Genomic DNA, 24,374 nt, shown 5'->3' on the forward strand with positions numbered 1-24,374 from the left:
GTTTTTATCTCTGACAGGACACACGAGAGGCTTGGCCATCAATCAGGGAGGGTTCTTTTTTTTCTTCCTGGAAGAAGGAGGTTGTTTTGAACCTGCTGAGTTCAGGTGCTTTTGCAGGGGCCTCCTGAATTACTTCTACCGCTTTGAGCGTATTAGGTTTGAATTCCGGGTATTGATTTCGGAGCTCCAAAAAAGGTTCAATTTTGAATAGATTTTTAAATAATGCGATTACTTCTGGATCTTTTACTTTTTGTTCTAATAACATTCCTAAATCAGTAAAAATTTGACCATTGTGAAAAACAGCAACCTCAGGGTTAATTGCTTCTTCAATTTCTTTTTGTGTATATTCGGAATCGGTCCATCCGTCAATCGCTTTGAGCGAGGCCCCTTTTTTTAATGCGAATGAAAAGCTATGAGTCAATGGCATCGCGAAATTGGTTTGCATTTCCCTCCGGAAGCACAACATTTAAATTTTTACCGTAAAACCCTGAATTACTGGAAATTTTAATTCCCCATTTTTTGTGGTGAATGCTGTAGGATCTTAAAAATGAATGGATATTATCCGCTTTAACGAATTCTCTTTTGGGGTTTGGGGGAAAAGGGATACTTATTTCCATTCTTCCAGGGATTTTTGTTAAAAGGCTTGCAAAATTAAATGCACCAATATAAAAAAAATGACAATTTCCCCCTCCTAACACAGGGATATAGTTTATAGGGTCGGTCGTATCCTTAGTGACACTTAAGAGGCTTACTTGCAAAAGGGGCCAGCCAGAGTGGTAATTGCGTAATAACCCAGGAATTTTATTCTTCTCCGTTTGGGTCTCGTTATAAATTTTTAAGAGGGAGGTCTGTTCTTCTTCTGGAAAAGAATCAATTGACATGTTATTTCCTTTTAAACAATGACTATTTCATAAAATAACTATTTATTTTTTGATAATCGAGAGAATTTTTTTTACTTCAGCAACGACTTTACCTTCTTTGTCGGTTATAGGAACAATAAATTCTGACTCAACTTTTTTCCTTTCGTTCACTTCAATTCGAATTTTTTCGACCTGTTCTCGGGATAATTCAAATCGTGCATAAATAGTTCCCTTAGCAGGTATTTTATAGCGTATAGAGGCTGATTTATCCCAAACAATGTATCCTTTTCCTAATAAATGCATGAGCATCAACATATAAAATGGGTCGGTCATGGAGTAGATAGAACCACCATAATGCGTACCTACATAATTTTTATTCCAAAAGCGCATTTTTAACTGAACAACAATATGAGTACCATCAGGATGAAAGTTTTTTACACTGATCCCAGCGCCCCAAAAAGGTGGCCAAAAGCGCATCATTCTTAATAATGTTGAGAATTTCATTCGATTATCCCAGTAGCATGGTCGCTATTTGCAGATCTTATTTTTCATTTTAAGTCTATTTCAGTCAACAAATATTATATACACTTCGCTTTTCTTAACGGATTAATTAGGTTCCATGATGCATCATTTTATCGCAAGAAAAATTTTTGTTCTCGCTACGCTATTCCCCCTCGTTGCACACAGTGAAAACAACTCCTATCTTCCACCCGTTTTTACTCAGAATAATCGACTAGCAGCAATTCAGGCAACATTCCCAGTCATTGATAAGATGTATCAGAAGTATGCAGAAGAAAATCATGTCCCTGGTTATGCTTACGGGATTATTTTAGATGGTCGTTTGGTCCATACAGGAAGTGGTGGTTACACGAATATTGCAAAAAAAATTCCTGCTACCCCTCAATCGATGTTTCGTATTGCATCGATGACTAAAAGTTTCACCGCCATGGCAATTTTAAAACTTCGTGATGAGGGTAAATTAAAGTTAGATGATCCTGCGTCTCTTTATATTCCTGAATTAAAGGATCAAAAATTAACTCAAGACGCACCAGAGATTACAATTCGTGATTTATTAACTCATTCTGCAGGATTCCCGGAAGATAATCCCTGGGGGGACAGACATCTGAATAATACTGATGAAGAACTCATCGCTTTGGTGAAGCAAGGAATTTCACTATCCAATGTCCCTAGGACATCATTTGAATACAGTAATTTGGGATTTGCCCTCCTAGGGTTGATTGTTAAAAAGGCATCAGGAGTTCCTTATCAAGAATATATTGCGGCAAATATTTGGCAGCCTCTGAATATGAAACAGGTGGCTTGGGAATTTGCTCAGGTTCCACCCAATCAATTAGCACATGGTTATCAGTGGATGAATGGATATTGGCAGGAAGAGCCCGTCTTACATGATGGTAGTTATGCTTCCATGGGGGGAATGATTGCTTCCATCGAATCGTTTAGCCATTACGTTACGCTGCATCAGGCCGCTTGGCCTGCGCGAGACGATGCAGAAACAGGACCAATAAAGCGAAGTTCTATACGTGAAATGCATCAACCTTGGCGATTTTATGCAGTAGATTCAAAAGATGAAGTATATGGCAGAGCATGCCCAACAATAAGTGCTTACGGCTATGGATTAAGATGGTCAAGGGACTGTAATGCTAAGGTAGCAGTCGGACATAGCGGTGGATTACCAGGTTTTGGAAGTAATTGGCTCCTATTGCCCGAATATGGTATGGGCGTGGTTTTATTAACCAACGTGACCTACGCTTCTGCAGAGACCATTAATGTTCAAGTCGTTAATAAGCTTATTAATGAGGCACATCTTAAACCAAGAGAGTTACCGCCCTCACGAATATTGAATGAGCGACAAAAAGCATTGGTGAAATTACTGCCTACGTGGAAGGATGCAAAAGCCAGTGGCGTATTTGCAGCGAATTTCTTTTTGGATTCATCCATTGCCTCGTTGCAAAAGAAAACCCAAGAACTTTTTAAGAAGGCAGGAAAAATTCTAAGGATTGGAAGGGTAATTCCAGAAAATCAATTACGAGGATATTTTATTCTTAAAGGTGAAAAAGCAAATCTTAAAGTGAGTTTTACTTTATCACCAGAAAATCCTGCATTAATTCAGGATTATGAAATCGAAGAAAAAGTTTAGTCCAGCTTGAAGTTGGTAGTGTGTAGCCTGGGCATTGACACTCATTAACGCGAACGGATGTTTGCCTGTGAACGAGTCTGGAAAAGCAAGGTCGTGCCTAGGCTAAGTAAAGATTAATTTATTCTTTTAATTTGTTGCTTCTTTGCATTTTAGCCTGAACCGCTATGGATCTCGGCTGGGAGATAAAATTTTTCCCGGCAGCAGGGGTTTCGTAAAGGAGTGCCGTAGAAATAAACCTGGGTATGCTTCGCTTCACCCAGGCTAAATCGAATCATGTACTAATCTTAAATGATACTTTGTGCCGATACCGCTTTCTCACAAAGCATGCGCAAAGCGGTTGCGATTTGTTTTAATTCTTTATTGTGTAAATGATATTCCTTCCCCAATTGAATCGGATCGGTGAAACTTAACCATACCTGGCCACTGTTGTCTTCTGTGGCCATTATTCGCAATGGTAAATCAAGTGCGACTGCTGGATTTTCTTGCATTAATGGAGTTCCTTTAGCAGGATTGCCGATGATAAGAACCTCAGTTGGAAGTAGTTTTTGATTGACCTTTTGCGCTTCACTACTGTGATCAATATGAGCAAATATTTTTCCACCTTGTTGAGTAATTATATTAACTATACGTTCTATGGATTTTGAGACAGGATAAGGGCTTTGTAGTGTTTGTGATCCTGAGCCCTCAGGAGCGCCTAGCTTCATGTCAAATGCTGCAGCGATTTTGCGGGCGAGTATATCTAAATCAGTCAAATTTTCTTTGTTGGCCAACAGCGTGACACATAAGAGTTCGTTTGCTGCGGTAAAACGACTTAAGAATGCTGAAAATCCTGGAATATTTCCTTTGATTTCCATTAATCCCGGATGTCCAGGGAATAGCCATCCCGCATTCCCAGGAATGATTGTTTTATTATCCAAGGTAATGCATTGATAAAGAAAATCTCTGTTCTCCTTTTCTTTGACTAAAATAGTACCCGCCAGGCCGATATCCCATAGGCTAATATCCTCCGCAGAGGCAATAACACCGCTGTGTGAAAAAGTAGTTGTCCAAGAGATGTCCGGGACTGCTTCATGCTCGGCATTATAACCTTGAGCCACTTCTATGGGGTCTATATAGCAGGGATTATGCAAAAAATCGCTGTGTTTAAAGGGTAGGGTGTCTTTGTGCAATTCATTATCAATCGACGATTTATTTTTGACAAAAAAAGTTCGTTTTAAACCCACTCGATTAATTTGATTTTTTGTTACATAGTTCTCATAGCTCATGCCACTGATTGTTTCAATAAGAAGACCCAATAAGTAATAATTTGTGGCACTGACTTGCATTTGGGTACCTGAAGGAAAATCTAAGTTTGGATTCTTAAATAATCTAAAAATGTCCTCGGGTTTATAGTCTTTGTGGAACGAAAAATTATCACATTTTGTATAATCGGGTATTCCTGAACTGTGAGATAATAATTGTCGGATGGTAATTTTTTGCCATGTTTGCGGGAGTAGGGTTAAATAATCCGAAACAGAGTCATCTAACTGCAGTTTTCTTTCTTCGTGTAGCTGCATTATCGCTACTGCGGTATAGGCATGGGTTAATTGCCCTACGTGGAAGAGTGTGCGTGTCGAAACCAAAAGTTTTTTTTCTGTATCAGCAAATCCATAACCGACTACTCGAGTGATATAGGGCGCTTGAACAATTGCCAGCGACATTCCAGGAATATGATTTTCTTCCATGTACTCAATAATCAGGTCATCTACAGATTGTCCTCGATAAAGAGTATGGAAATCGCCACGACCGCTACCAGAATGAATGCTCATTATTATTCCTTATTTTGCTCACGAACAACTATTTTTAGTATAGATGAGGATGGATGGATTGCCTTTGGGGTGAAATGAAATGGAACCAGGGATCCTGTTGCCAATCCCTTGGTTCCTTTTGTTAATCCGTTTGCATTTCTTGCGTGCAGTGGAGTTCTATAAATGAATCTGCTCCATAGTGAATTGTGTTACGACAGAAATAAGGTGGGACAGCGGTATATGGAACAATAAAACCTTCTTTCATGCTGACATACAGTTGATCACTGCGACTGGCAATTTCTAAAACTAAACGTTCTCCTTTTTTATAGGATGCAGCCACGGGCGTCATACTAAAGCGCAATAACACAGGAATATTAGTTTCAAGAGGAGTTACTATAGAGGTATTGATTGCTAATTCACAGCGAGAGCCACTCGTTTGGTCTATGGTACGTGTAGCTGGTCGAAGGTGTCCCATAGATAAAGGATGATAGATTCCCTCACTGTCGATTTTCCCTAATCTGGCGATTACATAGGAGTCAATTTCATTACAACTGTATTGAAGCTGGAGGGTAATTGGGCCAGCAATTGTTGTTTCTTGCTGAAAAAGTAATTCATACGCCAGTTTTTGTTTTTCGAATTGCTCTATTCCAGGTAATACTTCAATTCCTGGAGGTATAGAGATCCATGTATCATGTTTTTCATCGGGTATTTGATGTTGTAATACCCTAGGCTCTGACTGCTTGGATTTCTTTTGAAGAAAAAGCTTATATACCCAGGTCTTTGGACTAGGGAAATTTGTAGCTGATTCAAACTGATTTTTCCCTTCAACCCAATATCGTACGGGAGGCAAACTGGCATAACCATTATCAACCCCTTTGACAATATGATCAAAAAAAGCAAGAGCCTCTAATTGCCAGGAATAAACGGGTAACTCATATTCAGCCGGACCAAGAATCATCCATTTTTTATTTGGCGAGGTACCGGCATGTTCAAACAGGTCGTAACAGCCAAATTGATGTAATGCGATATTGCCTAGATTTTGCACGACAACAAAAGGAACATGAATTTGGTTTAATTTTTGAAACGGTCCTTGGGCAATTTGAGTCGCTTCTCTTGAATTACTATCCACCATCAGATGAATATACCAGCGGAGTGCCTCAGGAATTACCTGATTTTTTTTAAATCCACTAATAATTTTATCTAACTTGGGCTTTATGAGCTTTTTCCATAACCAAGGATAACTTATAGCATAGCTGAGTAAAGCTCTTTTCCAGGGCGTCAGGTAACGACGGACTGTAGGCGGATTAAAATTAGCTCCCACCCATAAATTTAAAAAATCAGCATTAGAAACACCCCCATAATGGAAGACATGTCTGTAAAAATCAGTACAAATTTCATTAGCAAAAAAAGCACGTAAAGAAGGTGGGTTAAGTACTGCAACACTGGCCTGATTCATACCGTAGTATGAGGTACCAAACAAACAGACGTCGCCATTTGACCAGGGTTGTTGTGCTGCCCATTCGATACAATGATAATGATCTTGTGTTTCTTGCTCATTTTGCCAAGATTGAAATTCACCTTCAGAACGTCCAATAGCTCTCGCAGTGACAATTACCTGCACATAGCCCCTATCAGTAATTACAGCGGGGGAGCCAATTTCATTATTTCCAGTTGGAAGTCCTGTGGTATGCAAATCGCGATTGTAGGCAGAAAATTGGAGAATGACTGGATATCTCCCCAATTTTTTAGGTACATATACATCGGCAGAAAGATGCACACCATCGGGCATTGGAATCATGACATCGGCAAAAAGCTTACAACCAAGACCTGATTCAGCAACCCGATGAGGTGTCCTGATATAGGCGCGGTTTTTTGGACGAAAAAAGGTAATTTTTAAGAGCTATTCTTCTAAGTAACAGAGGAGAATAGAATGAGCAAAAAAAGAAACTATTACACGGCATCAAAAAAATCAAAGATAGCAGTTGCGGCAATTGAAGGAAAATTGACTCAGGCTCAACTGACCAGCGAATACGGTGTGCATCCTACCCAAATTAAAGCATGGAAGCAAACAGCATTGCAGGCTATTTCAGATGCTTTTTCCAATTCTCATGATAAGGATAAAAAAGAGCAAGCCGAGCTTGTTGGTGCTTTGTATGAGGAAATTGGTCGACTTCAAGCCCAATTATCATGGTTAAAAAAAAAGACTGCCACTGAGCTTGGATGAAAAGCGTAAGCTGATTGATAGCAACGCTGAAATATCAATCCGAGAACAATGCATGCTACTCGGATTGAGTATTTCCAGTTATTATTACAAAGCGTCTCCTATATCAGCAGAGGACGAGCGGCTCATGGCGCTGTTAGACGAGCATTATCTCCAGTATCCATGTGAAGGTAAAGTGAAGCGCGCACAATGGTTGTCCCTTGAAGTTGGCTATCCTGTTGGTAAACGACGCATCAAGAGACTCATGGAGGCTATGGGATTAGAAACCGTCTACCCAAAGCCAAATACAAGCGTTCCCAATAAAGAGCACACCGTGTACCCCTATCTATTACGTGACATCGATATCACTAAGCCTAATCAGGTCTGGGCTGCTGATATTACCTACGTGCGTATGAAGGGAGGCCATGTTTACTTGGTTGCCATCATGGACTGGTATAGTCGGTATGTGCTTCAATGGGCGGTGTCCCCAACATTAGAAGCAGAATTTTGTGTAGAGGCGCTAAAAAACGCGTTATTACAGGGGCGGTGTGATATTTTTAATACCGATCAGGGTGCTCAGTTCACGTCTAATGATTGGATCAATACCTTGAAGGCCCACAAAATCTCTATCAGTATGGATGGGCGCGGCCGATACCTCGATAATATTTTCATAGAACGTTTATGGCGCAGTGTTAAGCAAGAAAAACTCTATCGGTATGATTTCGAAACAATCGAAGAGATAGAGCTGGAATTAGCTGAGTATTTTGAATATTATAACAACCGAAGACTCCATCAGTCTTTTGGATATTTAACACCAGCTCAAGTGTATTTCGGACACCCTAGTACGGTTTCTAAAACATAGTTCGGTGTGTCATGGCTTACCCACAGGGTCCACAGGCCTATCCGAGACGATGAAGGCTCTACTGGCCTATGGACTTGTGGATAAGCCATTCTGTGAGAGCAGGAGTTAATAAACCAATTCGGAATAGCTCTTATTTTTCCTGAATTTTGTTCCAGATTACCAGACCTAGATTATCCATCCTGCTAATTGGTAGGAATTCAAACGTGCGCGAGGTATCAATAAACTGTTTAACCATTTTTTCATTAGGAACAACTCTATTTAATTACTTGTTTTTAAAAGAAATATTTTAGCAAAATAAATGATGATTTTTAGATAAATAGATAAAATAATGCAAATAAATTCTTATTTGAAGTGGTGTTGTTTACATTCTGCAGCAGATGAAATATAAAATGTGGTAAATCTTGTTCTAAAGGCTTGAATACGGCATGGATATTAAAATTGATCTATTGAAAAATAACCTTAATTCGATTCCTGAACTTGCCCGTATGTGGCAAGAAGGACTTGGAAAAATTTGGTTACCTGATGTGCCGCTTGAAGTTGTAGAACAACGTTTTCGTAACCATGCAAACCACGATACGATGCCTCTCACGTTTGTCGCTTTCGATAAAGAAAAACCGATCGGGATGTGTAGTTTACGTGAAAATGATGGAATTCGTCCTGATTTGATGCCCTGGCTAGGTTCTTTAACTGTAGCTCCCGAATATCAAAACCAAGGACTTGGCAAAAGACTTGTGGAAGTAACTAAAGAACAAGCCAAAAGAATGGGGTATGAAATACTTTATCTTTTTGCTTTTGATCGCACGATACCCAATTACTACCAATCCTTAGGATGGAAAATCATAGATACAGACCGTTTTAAAGGACATCCTGTTACCGTAATGGAAATTACAATATAAAGAAATCGGATCACTCCAAGGTAATTACCTCACATGCCCACTTGATTTTGCCAATGCTTTGGATATTCAGTTCAATTTTTTTGCATTTTTAAAAATTATTGTCTAGGATTTACTAGCCTATAAAAATTCTATATAGGTTTCTAATTTTAGGGAGAAAATAATGAATCGAAATATATTTCAAGGCAAATGGATGGAAATCAAAGGAGAAATGAAGCAATTTTGGGGAAAACTCACAGACGATGACCTCAAACAAATAGAAGGGAATCAACAAGAAATTTTTGGAAAACTCCAAAAGTATTATGGCTACACAGAAGAACAAGCTAAAAAAGCAGTGCATGATTTTCAAAGAAAAATACATCATTAATTAAAAGGTATTTGTGTTTAATAAAGGGAGTTTAATTATGGAAAACAGAGGAATTGTTAAATCTGGAGAGCTTACAGGTTCCAAGGTTATGAATCCAGCACATGAGAGTCTAGGTGAGATTGCGGAAGTTGTTATCGATAAACAATCCGGAAAAGTAAACTACCTAGTATTAGATTTTGGTGGTTTTCTGGGATTCGGAAATAAATATTTTGCAGTGCCCTGGAATCTTTTTTTGTATGATAATAAAGATGATTGCTTTATTCTCAATGTCGAAAAGCAACATTTGAAAGATGCTCCTGGCTTTGATAAAAATCATTGGCCAAATTTTTCAGCACCTGAATTTAAAACGACAATAACCGGATTTTATACAGGGGGTAAAAAATTATGAATATTTTATCAAGTATATTATTCAGCGGTTTCGTTTTGATTTCGGCAACCTCATTTGCTCATGATGATTCCATGAGTTCCAATCCAAGTGGTTCTTCTAATAGCAATATGAGCTCCAGTTCAAATGCTAGTAAGACATCAATGGGATCAAATTGGGTTTGTACAACTAATGCAAGTTCAAGTGAAAAAAGAGCAGATCAAGATGCGGATAAAATAATGTCAGAAAAGGCTGCTTCTGCTGCCAAATCATTTGCTTTTGCACAAAAGCATTGTCGAGACTGCACACAAATCACGTGCAATGTTAAAAAATAATCAAACTACCTGTGTTCTCTGACAAGGAATACAGGTAACTTTCCTAAAAAATCCATTTTTTTTAAATAATTAAGTATTTTCCATAGTTCACCATGACTCATGAGTGAGTTATTTTTTAATTTAAGTTTGAAGAATTTAATAATTCTTCCTATGCTAAAAGGAGTTTTTAGTAATTCATTTTATGCCAAGGAATGCGAATGAACATTTTAAAAACCCAAGTCTTGAATGGGCCTAATTATTGGTCAAATTTCAGAAAGGAACTCATTGTCATCAAGCTCGATATAGGAAAATATGAGGAGCTTCCTACAAGCCATTTAGCTGGATTCAAAGAGAGGTTGATTCAGGAGTTACCCAGTTTACAGAGTCATCGTTGTTCTTTAGGCATCGAAGGTGGATTTTTAAAACGAATAGAAGAAGGCACTTGGTTAGGTCATGTGATTGAACATGTGGCTTTGGAGTTGCAGTATCTCGCAGGGATGGATTGTGGTTTTGGTAGAACTTATGGAACTAAGGACTATGGAGTCTATCATGTTATCTTTGCCTATCAGATTGAAGAGGCTGGTTTGTATGCAGGAAAGACAGCTGTCGATTTTATACACTCCATAGCTGAAGGCAACAAATATCCTCTTGATGAAGCAATCAATCATTTAAAAGAGATTTTTAAGAAACAGGGTTTGGGCCCAAGCACTCAGGCTCTAGTGGATGAAGCAAAAAAGAGAAATATTCCTTGGAAACGCCATGAGCACAGTTCTTTAATTACCTTAGGATACGGTCGAAATCAAAAAAAAATATGGGCCTCCGTGTCTTCGAAAACAAGTTCAATTGGTGTTGATATCGCTTCTAATAAAGAGCTGACCAAGAGTATTCTTAATTCAAATTTTATTCCAACGCCAACAGGATTAATTATTACTTCTGAGGAAGAACTGAAAGCTGCGGTGGAACAGTTAGGATTCCCCTTAGTGATTAAGCCACTTAATGCCAATCATGGAAAAGGAGTAACGACGAATATCACCGATCTTAATAAAGCAAGATTTGGTTATGAGCTCGCAAAAAAAATTTCCAATGAACTGATCATAGAGCGTTCCATACCCGGGAATGACTATCGATTTTTAGTCGTTAACTATAAAGTGGTTGCGGTGGCTAAACGTACTCCAGCCCAAATTGTAGGGGATGGAGTACGTACAGTTAATCAATTAATTAAGCAGGCAAATGAGGATCCCAACCGAGGTGAATCCCATGAAAAGATACTGACTAAGATCAAAGTAGATGAATCTACTTTCTCTATTTTAAGACACAATAATCTGACCTTGGAGAGTATTTTACCCAAAGGCCATATCTTAAATTTAAAAGAAACGGCAAATTTAAGTTCTGGTGGGACAGCGAAAGACGTCACAGATGCAGTTCATCCTTTTAATACTATTCTTGCAGAACGTGTAGCAAGACTTGTGAATTTGGATATTTGTGGAATTGATGTGATTTCAAAAGACATTAGTTGCCCTCTGAATGAGAACCATGGAGCTATTATTGAGGTAAATGCAGGGCCAGGATTAAGAATGCATCTATCGCCCAATGAAGGTACGCGTCGTAATGTAGCTGAACCTATTTTAAAAATGCTTTATCCAGAAAATTTAACTTCAAGAATTCCAATAGTCGCTGTTACTGGTACAAATGGAAAAACAACTGTGGTTAGGTTGATTGCTCATCTTGCACGTTTTGCAAATCATCATACGGGTTATACAACTACAGAAGGTATTTATATCAATAATAAATTAATTTACAGCGGCGATTGCAGCGGCCCTGCCAGTGCACAAGCTGTTTTGTATGATCCTGAGGTCGATTATGCAGTATTAGAATGTGCTCGAGGTGGCGTTCTGCGTTCAGGCTTAGGATTTGATGCATGCGATATTAGTGTGATAACGAATATTACTGGGGATCATCTGGGGTTAAATGATATTCATACGCTTGATGACATGGCACAGGTCAAAGCAGTTGTTGCGCGCAGCACCAAAAAAACTGGATATAGCATTTTAAATGCAGATGACTCTCTAACTTATAATTTAAGAAATGATTTAGATTGCAATATTGCTTTGTTTAGTATGTTTGATGGTCCGCGGATAAGAAAACATTGCAGCTTAGGTGGATTAGCTGCTTTTCTTGATCAAGGGAATATTGTCGTTCAAAGAGGGTCTGAACGAATAGTTCTGGCCGATATAAAATCAATTCCGCTCAGTTTTCAAGGTACTGCAACCAGCATGATCCAAAATATCTTAGCGGCAACATTAGCAGGAGTGATTAGTCATTTCTCCTTAGAGAAAATAAAAGAAGCACTCCAAGTTTTCTATCCCACAGTTGAAAATCTTCCAGGCAGAATGAATCTTTTTCAATTTCCTCATTGCCAAATTATGGTCGATTATGCGCATAACGAAGGTGCATTTTGTGAGCTAAAAAATTATCTTGATTCGATTCATTGCGATAAAAAAATCGGAATTATAGGCGTAGTAGGCGATCGACGTGATGAGGACATAGAAAAGTTGGGCTATCTTGCTGCCTCTATGTTTGATGAAATTGTTATTCGTCATGATAAGGATGGGCGAGGGCGAACTCATCATGAAATGAACCGTCTTCTGGTTTCCGGAATTCTTCGTTCTGATTGTAAACCGTCTATCAATATTATCTCAGATGAGATTGAGGCGATTGAACATATGATGGGTATAGCAGAACCCAATACTTTTATCTTTTGTGCCGTTGAAGATGTATTTGAAACAACTAATTTTCTCAAGAAAAGGGAAAAACAATTGATGATGGTGAATGAGGTTTATAATGACACCCAAAGCTAAGTTATTGATTATCGGTGGTGCCGAGGATAAAGGTCACGATGAACCAATGGATATTTCGGAGCAAAAAAGAGAATTTACTCGCTATGAAATCCTGAGTGAATTATTGCCTCCATCGAATAAGAAAATAGAAATTATTACAACAGGTTCGGAAATTCAGAATGAAGTAAAAAAAATTTATCAAAAAGTTTTTCATAATATGGGCTACAACAACATAGGATTTCTTCCTATTAAAAAAAGAAGCGAAGCGCGCACTAACGAATATTTAAAAAGAGCAGCAGATGCTGGCGCTATTTTTTTTACAGGAGGAGATCAATTTCGTTTATCAACAATATTAGGGGGCACTCCTATTGTTGATATTATTAAAGAGCGCTATTTGAAAGATAGTGATTTTATCATTGCTGGAACCAGCGCTGGAGCTATGGTTATGGGTACAGTGATGATTACTGGCGGCGGTTTATCAGAAGCTTTAAGGTATCGAAACTTGTTAACTTCCTCCGGATTAGGAATTTTACTGTCTTGTATTATTGATACTCATTTCATCAAAAGAGGACGATTTAGTCGTCTTGCACACGCAATTATTATGAACCCAGAACAATTGGGTATTGGTTTAGGCGAGGATACTGCTCTGGTCATTCGAAATGGATCTGAGGCAGAGTGTTATGGCTCAGGTATGGTAGTTATTATTGACGGCAGGAATATTGATCAAACGAATATCACGGATGTTGAAGAGGGGGAGCCCGTATTCGTTGAAAATTTAATTGTTCACCTTTTGGTAAAGGGCTGTCAATTTTCAATTGCTGATAGAACTCTAGCGAACCCTGCAATCCCTGGCAATAGACAATCTAAATGATGGAATAACGTGATGAATAAAATTGCAATCGCAGTACATGGTGGTGCTAGTGAAAACTATTCCTTTTTACAAGAACATCAAAAGGAATTTAAACTGGGTTTGGCTAAAGCGGTCGAAATGGGTTATTTAGTACTTGATAAAGGTGGCTCGGCTTTAGATGCAGTGCAAGAGGCAGTTGGAATCCTTGAGGATAATCCATTATTTAATGCAGGAAAAGGTTCTGCATTAAATTCTCGAGGTGAAGTGGAAATGGATGCTTCGATTATGAGTGGCCAAGATTTACAAGCTGGTGCTGTGTCTATGGTTCGCACCGTAAAAAATCCAATTCGTTTGGCAAGGTTGGTGATGGAGAAAACAAGACATGTCTTTCTTTCAGGATATGGCGCTTTAGAAATTGCAAAAAAATATGGTCTAGAACTTGAGGATGAATCTTATTTTATAACCCCAAATCAGTATGAGACGTATCAAAATCTCAATAAAATAGAAACGATGGAAGAAATTCAGAACAAAAAAATGAAAGGAACCGTGGGTGCTGTGGCTTTAGATGTACAAGGAAACCTTGCAGCAGCGACTTCAACAGGTGGAATCAGCAATTGCCTTCCAGGGAGAATTGGTGACAGTTGCGTGATTGGCGCTGGATGTTATGCCAATAATGCAACCTGTGCGGTATCTGGAACAGGGGAAGGTGAATATTTAATACGGGGCGTGGTTGCTCATACGATTTCTATGATGATGGAGTTTGATATGCCTTTACAAGAGGCGTGCAATCATGTGATACATGAACGCAATAAGCAGTTAAATGGCGAAATGGGAGTCATTGCCCTGAATCGAAATGGTGATTTTGGAATTTCTTTTAATACAGAAGTCATGAAAAGAGCTTGGCAAAGTTCCTCTCAAGCAATACAAATTAAATTATTTGATTAATTTGGAAGCCGTGAAATAAGACTCTTTGTCATTCCGAGGTATCTTTTGGGTACCTGTTTACGTTCCATGTACCGAACAGCTATTGGGCATCTCTTGTGCGAAGAGGACGCTGGGAAGCCTTACATCCTGATGAAAGCCCCGTTTCATCAACATCATGTTCGCGCATTTTTTGCTCAAATCCATGTCAATACACATAGGTCCACTGAGTAGATAATCCTGCGATATTGCGATGAACGAGGGAAGCTCCCTCGTTGCAATCGGGATGATGGTAAATCTCATTACTTGTTTGTTATCTTATTTTATAATGGGGGTGGTGGGGGTCGTCGAGCAAGTAGCCCCATTACCAGAAATACGACAAAGATAACAAGAAATAAGAAGAATAAAATTTTTGCGATTCCTGCAGCTGCCACTGCAATTCCACCAAATCCAAATGCTGCAGCAATGATTGCAATAATAAAAAATATGAGGGCCCAATATAACATAATAACCTCCTTGTGTTAATATTGAACAGCTTATTCATTTAAATTATAGCCCGTATGAGATAACTTGAAAAAAAACTTCTTCCTCTCAAGAAAAGCGAAGGTAGGATTAGGAGGGTACATGAGCCACAATTAACGCCTTCTGCGGCTCAAAGGGATTTCTTAAGGACAGTGCTGCAGTATCCAGACATCACGATTTTTATTGGCTTAATACAGGATCGCAATGATGAGTAAACCAGTAGCAATACAACCAATTAATGCGAGACTGGAATTACCTCCAGGAACCAAATGACTTTCAGTTGTGACTAAGGTGCGGCGCCCTCGCCAAGCCATGATCGCAGGCAATAATAACAATAAAATAACACAACATATGCCAGCATAGCTTAATGCATGCAGATAAATCCCCGGATTGAGTAAAACTACTGCTAGTGGAGGAAGAAAAGTTAAGACTAAAATATATTTTCCTTGATTACCCGATTTCTTCAGTTTTAATCCATCTGCCAGAAAATCAAATAATCCTAATGAAACTCCTAAAAAAGCAGTGAGCATACATATGGAAGTGAAAAAGCCAAAGAATCCGCTAATCCATTGATTTTGAACGGCTTGGCTTAACGCCTCGGTTAATCCACTGGTAGCATGGTCTGAATTCATGAGTGCAAGCAGTCCATTTTCTCCTTCACGTGCGACAACACCCATAATTACCGCATCCCACACAATGTAGCAAGCAAGAGGGATAAGCGAACCTAATAGAATAACTCGTCTTAGGTTTCGTATATCATCCCCAAAATAGTCTCGTAAGCTGGGTATTATTGATGCATAACCGAATGAAGTGATTAAAATCATTAAAGTGCCTGTAAAAGCACGTGCAGAACCATCAGTTAAACCCAGTGTAGAAGCATGAGGGCTAATAATTGCGACTAATAAAATGTAAATGCCTAATTTCCCAAACATTAAACCACGATTAACATAATCTACAGAGCGTATCCCTTTATACACAATCAAGCTGAATAAAAGGGTAAACAGGATTGCAGTGATACTGTTAGGTAAATCAATATTCATTTTATGCAATAAGCTATTGAATACGTCGCTACCACCTGAAATATAAGCTGAGAGGAGGGTGTATAGTAAAAACAAATAAGTGATCCAGGCAATAATTTGTCCTGGTAAACCTAAGGTGGATTTTGCCATTGAAATCATATTACTGCCTGCTGGGAGACGTAAATTGACCTCTAGCATTAATAATGCTCCTGCAGTCATGATCAGCCAGCAAAAGAATAGGAAGAAAATTGAATTGCTAAAGCCCACTTCCGCTGTGGAGACAGGCAAGGCAAGCATTCCTCCACCTATAGAAGTTCCTACTATCAGTAATATCCCGCCTATTAGTTTTGAATTGATCATAAGATATAATCCAAAATAGTATAAAAATAATTCAATATGATACTTTGTTATTCACTTCAAGTCAATCGTATCATGCCTTTGATATTTAGAGGTGATGTACGAAATTTTCCCTCACCCCTAACCCCTCCCATAAGAGGAAGAGGCGATTCTCTACTGAGTTAAGAGAATATCCCTTCTCCCGCCTGCGAGAAGGTGTCCTTCAGGGCGGATGAGGGCGCTTCCTTAAGGGGTACCTACATCAAATTCCAAAATTCGTGTATTAATAGTCCGACCGAAACAGCAACGACAGCGACTTGAGTCCATTTGCCGCCGGGAACTATAAAGACAGAATGATGTTTTCTTCTGCCAAAATAACACATTAGAGCAGGTAAAAGTAGTAGCAGAATGATACAAAAGATACCTGCGTAGCCTAAAGCATGGATGTATGCGCCCGGATAATAAACTACTATCAGGAGAGGGGGGGCAAAAGTAAGTAAAAACAACCCAAGACCATGGCCTCCTCGCTCGCGTAATTTTAATCCATCAGCAAGAAAGCTGTATAAGCACAAGGAAACGCCCAGGAATGCAGTGAGCATACAAATGGACGTGAAGAAATTAAATAAAGCACTAATTGTTGTATTTTGTACTTTATTGGAGAGCATGCTTGCCAATGCGCTGGTGGTGTGCGGATTATGCATTAGGCTCTCAAGGTTTTGGCTTCCTTCAGAAGGAAGGGCACCCATAATCACAGCATCCCAAGCTAAATAACAGAATAAAGGAATTAACGAGCCAATAAAAATAACTTTTTTCAGCTTTTTTACATCATCATCAAAATAGTCCCTTAGATTGGGTACAATGATGGCAAATCCAAAAGAGGTAATTAAAATCATAATCGCGCTGCCGATATATTGCATATCGCCATGATGCAAATGTTGCATTTCAATATGCGGAGCGATAAGGAGTACTAACAAAAAATAAACAGCTAATTTTCCAAACATCAGTCCTCGATTTACATAATCCACATACCGAATCCCGCCATACACAACCATACCAAAAATAAGCGTAAAGACTAAACTTGCCTGCCAATCCGTCAAATGCAAACCTATTTTAAAAAGAAGACTATTTAAGACATCTGCTCCGCCAGAAATATAGGCAGACAGAAGGGTATAAAGCAAAAAAAGGTAGCTTACCCAGGCAGCAAGCAAACCATAATTACCTAAAGTGGCTTGAGCCATAGAAACCATATGCTTGCCTCTAGGTAAATAAAGATTTGCTTCAAGAATAAAAAATGCTCCTAAAGTCATAAATACCCAGCATAGAAATAAAACAATTGAAGATTGCCAAAACCCAGTAGCTGCATTGGCAACAGGCAGGGCAAGCATCCCCCCGCCGATTGAAGTACCAACGATTAAAAGAATTCCACCGATAAATCTTGAACGCATTAATTTTGCCTTACTTGGTTGCATAAACTACAGGTGATGGTACTGGAGCTGGGCAGTTTGCACAAGTCTTAGTACCATAACTATTAAACCATTGAATTTCAATGCGTCGATTAAATGCGCTGCCATGAATCAACTTATTATCACCTACATCATTTTTATCGCCATAACCTTCTGCTTTAAGCAGTTGAGCTGGAATATTATTAGCCCATAAAAAGGTCATCATCGTTTCAGCCTGTGCTTGGGACAATAATTTTTTATGGTGATCTGAACCTACATTATCTGTGAATCCCGCAACATAAACAGGACTCAATGGGTAAAACTTCAATAACCTGATAATATTTTCCAAACCGGGATAACAAATTTCATTAAGGCGGGGACTTTCAAACATAAAGTATTTATCAACAGGTACGATTAAGGTCATCGTATCGCCGTACTGTACGTATTGAATGTTTTCTTTGTTTAATTCTTTAATGATGCTGCGTCGACTGGCTTTATTAAGGCCTACAATGGCACCTACAGTACCACCGACAACAGTTCCAGCCAGTGCGCCAGCTACATGTCCAGTTGCCGCTGCACCTACGGCAGTTCCGACAACTGCCCCGGTAACCACTCTTTTGGGCATGGGATGTACGGGTTTAAAATTATTATAAGGTGGATGAAAACAACTACTCAGTAAACAGGTGATTAAGCCAAAGCAGAGAATTCGTGTTTTAGTTCGTTTGAGTGACATGTTCACTCCCTAGTCCAGTGATTTTGTCATTATTAAACATCTACTTAAATTTCGCAATTGTAATGACTTAATACTTAGAGCCTATGGATTCAGAATTGTAACAATGGAATGATATTTGAGGAGGTTTTGGAGCCCGGATTCTCCTAAGTTAATCCGGGGTACGTACTGTACGTAGGCTAGAACATGATTAGCAACAAGAAAATTCTAAATCATCATTCAATGCAACTGGATGAAGTTTTTCTGTTTGTTGTTCTGGTTTAAAGAAACGAATTAAACCTGACTCATTGGTATATTCAGCATCATGGCGGCTGAATGATCTAAATTCTGTAAAGCATGATAATGCTTTATATGCCGCTGCAAGCATACCTCCAACAATGGTTATTCCTACGGCAACCCCTAAAACAGGTTGGACAATCAGTACCGGAAGTGCGATCCCAAAAATTCCTGCATACAGGGAAAATGCGGTTGCTGCATAGAACATTAATTCACAAGCTTTGGCGAGATTATGAAATAAAATACCAATTTTTCTTGATTCACAACCACTTCCCACGGTTTCTAATGCTTTTTTGGGAGTCAGACTCCCTTTTTTTACCTGATCTAATTGTTTTATAAATGTTTCATAACTGCTTACAATCGCCTCAACTTTTTTTGGCGAAATTGCTTTGGTATAAGAAAGGTTATAATAATTTTTTACGGCGTCTATTTTTTGCTGCATTTTTTCGCCAATTTGAACATCATCAAATAGGGATTGTAATTCTTGGTCACAGGTGTTTAAACGTAGTTCAAATTTACTATGATTAACGGGCATGATTCGTCTCTTTATTATTATTGTCGGGAAACCATGGTTTAACCATTTCAATTGAGTTGAATGGTCTTAGTGTCTTATATCATAATTAATCTGAGTTCGACATCATTAAGTGCCCTTATTTTTTAAGGACTGTTTCCGTGTCGATTCTCGTGGCTAAACTATTATACGTCACCCGAGCGCAGCTAGGGATTGGGTGCATTTTTTCCTTAACGTGATGGCTATGGGATGACGTAAGGTTATTCTTCCACTTGAAATCGACATAAATTTTGAAAATCACAATGTTGGCAAATGGTTAGATGAGCTGGTTGAGGTGCACAATAGCCTTCTTGAAATTCCTTAACTAAGTCAATGAGTTGTCTTTGCCAAACTTCCCGATACCCCGCCCAAGTCTCTTCTTTTTTTAAAGGGGTAATTCCACTCATACTGAGTTTGTCTTCACTAAGTCCCATTGAGTTTATCCTCCCAGTTTTCACTTGTAAGAGTAATAAGGTATTAATCTGTTCATCCAATAGCGCATAAAGTAATAATTGCGATTCTTTAGGTCGTTCTTCATTCCATGGTTTGCTGGTGGGAAGGCTGCTTTTATAATCAATAACCCATTTTCTATCTTCTACTTGATCCAAGCGATCGACGCGGACTTGAAAATCAAGACCTGCTAATTGAATCGTATAAGATTGTTCTATGGCGGCGACGGCAAAAGGGGGGCGTTGTTTTTCCCATTCAAGACACGTTTGCACCAGTCGTTTCAAGCGAGTGTATTCCACGTCTTGTATGGAATCGAAGAATAATTCCCCAAACTGTTTTTGTAGTGGGGCTAAAGCAGTATGAATGGCTTCTTCAATGTACTGCTCCAAAATGTGAGGAGCTAAATCAAGTAAGTTATGCTGAGTTTCCAATTTTTGCCATAACAATTCCATTACCTTATGAATAATTTGTCCTCTTTTTTTATTGTCCAAACCATCGGTTGTGTGTAAGGAAGCTTTTGCACGGAGTCTATGTTCTGCGAATGCTTTAAAGGGACATTTGGCTTGATTCGAAAGAATTGCTGTGCCTCCATGAATGCGCTCATCTGGGAGTATAGGCACATTAAAACACTCATCCAGAAACATTAAATCAGGAGTTGTTTTTGATAGGGAATCTGTTGGTAAGCGTCCAAAAGCAGCTAAATCAGTGATTAAAGAACACGGTAAATTGGGCGTATCGGCCTGCAGTTGAGCGTAGCTAAATACAATGGAATCAGCACTATTTTGAAATCGTTGCAGAATCTGGCGTGCAAACTGCAGTTCACGAGCTGGTAAGCTATGGGGCATACATAAATCACGTTGTAACTGTGGCGGAATAAAAGCAGATAAATGTACCTTTTGCGGCAAACATTGATCCGTTAAACCAGTGATCCATAAACAGTCGAACTCACACCCTGATGCCTCCAGTAAACCACAAATTTGAATTGGTGCATTGGTTTTTTGCGCTTGAAAAATAGTGTTTGCGACAAGATGGTGCACTACTTCAAGTACCTCTGATTTTGTGAAAATGGGACGAATTAAAGCAAATTGTCTCAGCTCATCAAAAACTGTGATAAAACGATTAAGACACTGATAATTCTCGGAGTTAAGAGTATAATCGCCCGGAAAGCCTAAATTATTGAGACGTTTTTGAAATAAGTGTATCCATTCTTGTACCGTAGCCTCTTGAGGATAAGGAGTAAGATGGTTTAATAAATCAGCAAGTTTTGGGGCATGAACACCTAGTTCTTCGATTAAATGATTTAAGGGAATCGAATTATTTGCGAGTAAGGTTCCTTCTTGCAAATACTCTGAGCGTGCGATGAATTCTTCTTTGGAGTTCCCTAGGTAAGGCGATTGCAGCAGCAAGTGTGCTTGATGCGGATTTAGATGCGTGCCATCCAAGTTAAGCCAACATAGGGCATGGGCCACCAACGGGAAATTAATCAAAGGCTGTCCCAAGGAAATATTAAAATATGAAGTCTCAAAATGATGGGCTAAAGTTCTTTGTAAGGAATGAAATTCTTGTTCTAAGTTCGGTACAACGACACCGATATTTTGCTTTCCTTCTTTTATTTGTATATGCAACCAAGCCATGAGCTGTTGATATTCTTCTTTATTATCTTGAGCAGCCAAGACTTGGACCTTTGATGATTTTTTCTTTAAGTCGTATTGATATTGAAGGATACCTTTTTGAGCTAAGTTATTCTGCAAGAGTACTTGTTGGGGAGTAAAATCATCAAAACAAACCCACACAACTTCTTGGGAAAACAACGAACTGTTTGCATGGAGTAGATAGGGAATTAGTTCATATTCCGTAATTAAATTGTGTTGTTTTAATTGCCTATCAAATAATTGCCACCAGCGTTGAAATTGTCGCGTTTGTGCCGTGTGATGAAAGGCAGGATCTTCCAAATTAACTTGCCACTGTTGGCAACGTTCCCAAGCACTAATAACCGCTTGAAGAAGACCGTCACTGTAAATAATATGAGATTCTGCTTGGATTATTCTACGCCATAAATACTGACATTGAGCGTTGTTTAATAAGGTGGGATGGTCAAGATGTGCACTGTTAAAGTTGAGTTGTTCATAGGCTTTGATTAGGGCAATGCGAAAAGGCATACATATCGGTTTATCTACAGTGTGTTTCTTACATTGAGCAAAGTAATGCTGAAGCATGATATCGCTGAGTCGATTATTGGGGGTGAGAACCGTGGCTTTTTGTGCCAAAAGAAGAAAAAGGTGTTCTTTATCCGTGAAAGTATGTATGGGCATAGAAATCCAGAGCAAAGGTGATTAATTGTAGCCTGGTGCAGTCATTAGAAATCTCCTCTCCAGTCGGGGGAGAGGGGGCATTAGTTACCTTATCCCAGGGGGAGAAGAAACATTACTTAACTTGATCCCAGTGTTCTTTTTATTGCACATAGGCGATAAGGATTTTACTTAAGTTTTTTTGCGCTGCAAAGCCCGGGGTTTGGCTGCTGGTTTTTTGCGGGCGGGTTTAGGTTTGGTTCTGTCAGAGGCGCCTACATAGCGTGGTAAACTATGGCTATCTCGTTTATCGGTTCGCAGGACTTGATAAACAAATCTGCCACGTAAAAAGATTGAGGCAAAGCCTGACGCAATGGCGAGCCAAACACCAAAAAGAATGTAGCTGTAACCAAAGACGATTAGATACGCATAGACAAAATCATTGAAATTGTTTATTGGCAGCACCTGGTTGCCTGATGTCTCCATCGAGAGCACCAGCCCAAGATCAAAAAATGGCAAAGAAACCAATACCATAATGAAACCCAATAAAAAAGTTTTACGTTTGTAGGGCCTGGGGCAGTGGATGATATTTTTGCCAAAAAGAGCTCCAGTTATAGAAGCGACAATCATTCCCAGAATAATTGCTTTATAAAGAGGCACAAGTTCCTCTATGCCAATTGTTGTGAGAAAACCATCGATAAGTATCGTTCCGACAACGGACAGTAATCCATAATAAAGGGCTGCCAGTAAACGCGAATTGGAAAAGTTAAGTGCGGGATCTTGTTTAGTCATTTGGCACTCCATAGCTCTACCTGTATATGTATCATTTTAGTATAAAATATGTCGCTACAGAGGGATTGCTCTGTTTTTTTTATTCTTATTACTTTAGACCCATCTCAATGAGTTAGATTCATCAGCAATGGAGGTGAATCAACCTAATAATTTGTATATACTAAAACAAATAATTATTGATTTTGATTATGAAGAAATTTGGACGCTTTATTTTAAAACTGTTTGGCTGGAAAGTAGTAGGCAAACTCCCTGAAGATAAAAAATATTTGGTTGTTGTAGCACCTCATACCAGCAATTGGGATTTTCCGGTGGGTTTATTTGCTCGTTTTGCGGAAGGGGCTAAAATTAATTTTTTAGCGAAAGATCAATTGTTCTTTTTTCCTTTAGGCTTACTTTTAAAGGCATTAGGTGGGGCGCCGGTTGATCGCTCTAAAAAAAATAAGACTGTAGAACAAGTCGTAGAAATGTTTCGTTCTCGTGATGAGTTTAAACTGGCCATTACCCCAGAGGGGACGCGTGGTCCCGTAACACGTTGGAAAGAAGGGTTTTATCATATTGCGTGTCAAGCAGGGCTGCCGATAGTCATGGTCGGACCTGATTATGCATCTAAGGAACTCCGAATTCATGAGAAGTTCCAACCCACGGGAGACATCGATAGGGATTTCCCCAAAATTCTCGAGTTCTTTAGAACTATAAAAGGGTGTTATCCAAAGGAAATCCCAGAGTATCACTCTAAGAAGTAATTGGTTATATGGATTGCAACCTCGGTAATTTCTAGACTGGGTTCAGTGCAGCGTAACCCTTTGTCATCCTGAGCGTAGCCAGGCAGCAGCATGATGGAACACCTGTTATATTGGGAGTTTCCTGGCTGCGCTCGTGATGACGATAAAAGATCCCATTACTCTCTACAAGGCTAGGGCTTAAGTTGTTCTATGTTAAAAATGTTTGATCATGTTTAGCATTTTAAATTTTTTACCGCTTGGGAGAGCAAAATATTCTGCCTTAATCATTTGATAACCACATACCTGATACAACTTTACACCGGGTAAAGTTGCCATCATTTCCATTTTTGTAAATCCATGGGATAAAGCTTGTTGTTCACAATAGTGCAGGAGCATTTTTCCATGTCCTTGTCGAGCATGGTTTGGATGGACAAAAAAAGCTCTTATTTTGGCATAATCTGTGTGTGGATTTAAAAATCCTTCCTCCCGGGTTTTGCATTGATCCCCTCCAAAAAGAGTTTTCCGTTTACTCCACCCCCCACAGGCAACAATGCTACCTTCCTTTTCTATTACATAGTAGGTTTGATCGGTAATGAGCTCCTGATCCACACCAAATATGGAATGAATTGCTCCTTCAATTTCTAGATTTGTATAGTCTTCTTGGCTTAACCCACGTGCTGAATGCTCAATGAGTTGGTTTAAGATATTTATATCATCAATCTGTGCTGTTCTTATCATAATGGTTTCCTTTTTGGTCTTTCTCAACAGGGTGATGAATGTATCATGAAATAAAAATGAATAAATTTTTAATTTAATGATGTTTGATTTCATTTT

The 24,374-nt window shown here is 39.0% G+C and carries 24 protein-coding genes; 11 read left to right on the forward strand and 13 right to left on the reverse strand.

What is annotated here, in order from left to right; all coding sequences use genetic code 11:
* Window positions 1-4: 4 nt before the first annotated feature.
* From OQJ26_RS14910 to OQJ26_RS14920, 3 genes are read right to left on the reverse strand one after another with little or no spacing between them, the layout of a single operon-like run.
* The gene (locus tag OQJ26_RS14910) at window positions 5-445 is read right to left on the reverse strand and encodes a hypothetical protein (RefSeq protein ID WP_265704524.1); all 441 of its coding nucleotides are present in this window, start codon (window positions 443-445) and stop codon (window positions 5-7) included.
* On the reverse strand, window positions 411-881 hold the full coding sequence (locus OQJ26_RS14915; RefSeq protein ID WP_265704525.1) for a hypothetical protein: 471 nt from the start codon (window positions 879-881) through the stop codon (window positions 411-413). The genes OQJ26_RS14910 and OQJ26_RS14915 overlap by 35 nt, the downstream gene beginning before the upstream one ends.
* Before the next feature lie 42 nt (window positions 882-923).
* Window positions 924-1,364 (reverse strand): DUF4442 domain-containing protein, encoded by a 441-nt coding sequence (locus tag OQJ26_RS14920; RefSeq protein WP_265704526.1) that lies wholly within the window; start codon window positions 1,362-1,364, stop codon window positions 924-926.
* A gap of 115 nt (window positions 1,365-1,479) precedes the next feature.
* On the opposite strand from OQJ26_RS14920, the gene OQJ26_RS14925 reads away from it, so the two are divergent.
* Window positions 1,480-3,018, forward strand: a complete 1,539-nt coding sequence (locus OQJ26_RS14925) for a serine hydrolase domain-containing protein (protein WP_265704527.1) — start codon at window positions 1,480-1,482, stop codon at window positions 3,016-3,018.
* 284 nt (window positions 3,019-3,302) lie between these two features.
* Here the strand turns inward: OQJ26_RS14925 and OQJ26_RS14930 are convergent, their stop codons facing one another.
* Together OQJ26_RS14930 and OQJ26_RS14935 are read right to left on the reverse strand one after the other, a co-directional pair.
* Window positions 3,303-4,826 carry a serine hydrolase gene (locus OQJ26_RS14930; RefSeq protein ID WP_265704528.1) on the reverse strand — a complete coding sequence of 508 codons (1,524 nt, stop codon included), beginning with the start codon at window positions 4,824-4,826 and terminating at the stop codon, window positions 3,303-3,305.
* A gap of 121 nt (window positions 4,827-4,947) precedes the next feature.
* Window positions 4,948-6,594 (reverse strand): CocE/NonD family hydrolase, encoded by a 1,647-nt coding sequence (locus OQJ26_RS14935; protein ID WP_265704529.1) that lies wholly within the window; start codon window positions 6,592-6,594, stop codon window positions 4,948-4,950.
* A 141-nt stretch (window positions 6,595-6,735) separates the two neighbouring features.
* Here OQJ26_RS14935 and OQJ26_RS19550 point away from each other — a divergent pair, with 141 nt between their 5' ends.
* From OQJ26_RS19550 to OQJ26_RS14980, 9 genes are all read left to right on the forward strand, one after another.
* Window positions 6,736-7,029, forward strand: coding sequence for a hypothetical protein (locus OQJ26_RS19550; protein WP_065235619.1), 294 nt, complete (start codon window positions 6,736-6,738; stop codon window positions 7,027-7,029).
* A complete protein-coding gene (locus OQJ26_RS14945; protein WP_082650874.1) occupies window positions 7,022-7,867 on the forward strand; it encodes an IS3 family transposase in 846 nt (281 codons plus the stop codon). The genes OQJ26_RS19550 and OQJ26_RS14945 overlap by 8 nt, the downstream gene beginning before the upstream one ends.
* 425 nt (window positions 7,868-8,292) lie before the next feature.
* Window positions 8,293-8,763, forward strand: a complete 471-nt coding sequence (locus OQJ26_RS14950) for a GNAT family N-acetyltransferase (RefSeq protein WP_265704530.1) — start codon at window positions 8,293-8,295, stop codon at window positions 8,761-8,763.
* A gap of 160 nt (window positions 8,764-8,923) precedes the next feature.
* Window positions 8,924-9,127: a CsbD family protein gene (locus OQJ26_RS14955; protein ID WP_028379838.1), complete on the forward strand. Its 204-nt coding sequence runs from the start codon at window positions 8,924-8,926 to the stop codon at window positions 9,125-9,127.
* A 37-nt stretch (window positions 9,128-9,164) separates the two neighbouring features.
* Window positions 9,165-9,515 carry a PRC-barrel domain-containing protein gene (locus OQJ26_RS14960; RefSeq protein ID WP_265704531.1) on the forward strand — a complete coding sequence of 117 codons (351 nt, stop codon included), beginning with the start codon at window positions 9,165-9,167 and terminating at the stop codon, window positions 9,513-9,515.
* Window positions 9,512-9,826, forward strand: coding sequence for a hypothetical protein (locus tag OQJ26_RS14965; RefSeq protein ID WP_265704532.1), 315 nt, complete (start codon window positions 9,512-9,514; stop codon window positions 9,824-9,826). The genes OQJ26_RS14960 and OQJ26_RS14965 overlap by 4 nt, the downstream gene beginning before the upstream one ends.
* A 197-nt stretch (window positions 9,827-10,023) precedes the next feature.
* On the forward strand, window positions 10,024-12,663 hold the full coding sequence (cphA, locus tag OQJ26_RS14970) for a cyanophycin synthetase (RefSeq protein ID WP_265704533.1): 2,640 nt from the start codon (window positions 10,024-10,026) through the stop codon (window positions 12,661-12,663).
* Window positions 12,647-13,513, forward strand: a complete 867-nt coding sequence (locus tag OQJ26_RS14975; RefSeq protein WP_265704534.1) for a cyanophycinase — start codon at window positions 12,647-12,649, stop codon at window positions 13,511-13,513. Before cphA ends, OQJ26_RS14975 begins: the two co-directional genes overlap by 17 nt.
* A 12-nt stretch (window positions 13,514-13,525) precedes the next feature.
* Window positions 13,526-14,437 carry an isoaspartyl peptidase/L-asparaginase family protein gene (locus tag OQJ26_RS14980; RefSeq protein WP_265704535.1) on the forward strand — a complete coding sequence of 304 codons (912 nt, stop codon included), beginning with the start codon at window positions 13,526-13,528 and terminating at the stop codon, window positions 14,435-14,437.
* Between the two features lie 299 nt (window positions 14,438-14,736).
* Here OQJ26_RS14980 and OQJ26_RS14985 read toward each other — a convergent pair whose 3' ends face one another.
* From OQJ26_RS14985 to OQJ26_RS15015, 7 genes are all read right to left on the reverse strand, one after another.
* On the reverse strand, window positions 14,737-14,919 hold the full coding sequence (locus OQJ26_RS14985; RefSeq protein WP_265704536.1) for a DUF1328 family protein: 183 nt from the start codon (window positions 14,917-14,919) through the stop codon (window positions 14,737-14,739).
* A 204-nt stretch (window positions 14,920-15,123) separates the two neighbouring features.
* The gene (locus OQJ26_RS14990) at window positions 15,124-16,314 is read right to left on the reverse strand and encodes an amino acid permease (RefSeq protein ID WP_265704537.1); all 1,191 of its coding nucleotides are present in this window, start codon (window positions 16,312-16,314) and stop codon (window positions 15,124-15,126) included.
* A gap of 233 nt (window positions 16,315-16,547) precedes the next feature.
* Entirely contained in the window at window positions 16,548-17,735 is a 1,188-nt protein-coding gene (locus tag OQJ26_RS14995; protein WP_265704538.1) for an amino acid permease, read from the reverse strand.
* 10 nt (window positions 17,736-17,745) lie between these two features.
* A complete protein-coding gene (cmpA, locus tag OQJ26_RS15000; protein ID WP_265704539.1) occupies window positions 17,746-18,465 on the reverse strand; it encodes a C-OmpA-like family protein CmpA in 720 nt (239 codons plus the stop codon).
* A 187-nt stretch (window positions 18,466-18,652) separates the two neighbouring features.
* Window positions 18,653-19,273 carry a DUF5638 domain-containing protein gene (locus tag OQJ26_RS15005; protein WP_265704540.1) on the reverse strand — a complete coding sequence of 207 codons (621 nt, stop codon included), beginning with the start codon at window positions 19,271-19,273 and terminating at the stop codon, window positions 18,653-18,655.
* Between the two features lie 236 nt (window positions 19,274-19,509).
* Window positions 19,510-22,050 carry a PD-(D/E)XK nuclease family protein gene (locus OQJ26_RS15010; protein ID WP_265704541.1) on the reverse strand — a complete coding sequence of 847 codons (2,541 nt, stop codon included), beginning with the start codon at window positions 22,048-22,050 and terminating at the stop codon, window positions 19,510-19,512.
* A gap of 168 nt (window positions 22,051-22,218) precedes the next feature.
* The gene (locus OQJ26_RS15015) at window positions 22,219-22,818 is read right to left on the reverse strand and encodes a hypothetical protein (protein ID WP_265704542.1); all 600 of its coding nucleotides are present in this window, start codon (window positions 22,816-22,818) and stop codon (window positions 22,219-22,221) included.
* 188 nt (window positions 22,819-23,006) lie between these two features.
* Between OQJ26_RS15015 and OQJ26_RS15020 the strand changes: the two genes are divergently transcribed.
* A complete protein-coding gene (locus OQJ26_RS15020) occupies window positions 23,007-23,561 on the forward strand; it encodes a 1-acyl-sn-glycerol-3-phosphate acyltransferase (protein WP_265704543.1) in 555 nt (184 codons plus the stop codon).
* Window positions 23,562-23,753: 192 nt separating this feature from the next.
* Here OQJ26_RS15020 and OQJ26_RS15025 read toward each other — a convergent pair whose 3' ends face one another.
* A complete protein-coding gene (locus OQJ26_RS15025) occupies window positions 23,754-24,278 on the reverse strand; it encodes a GNAT family N-acetyltransferase (protein ID WP_265704544.1) in 525 nt (174 codons plus the stop codon).
* Window positions 24,279-24,374: the final 96 nt, after the last annotated feature.

The organism is Legionella sheltonii (genome assembly GCF_026191355.1).
GTDB lineage: Bacteria > Pseudomonadota > Gammaproteobacteria > Legionellales > Legionellaceae > Legionella > Legionella sheltonii.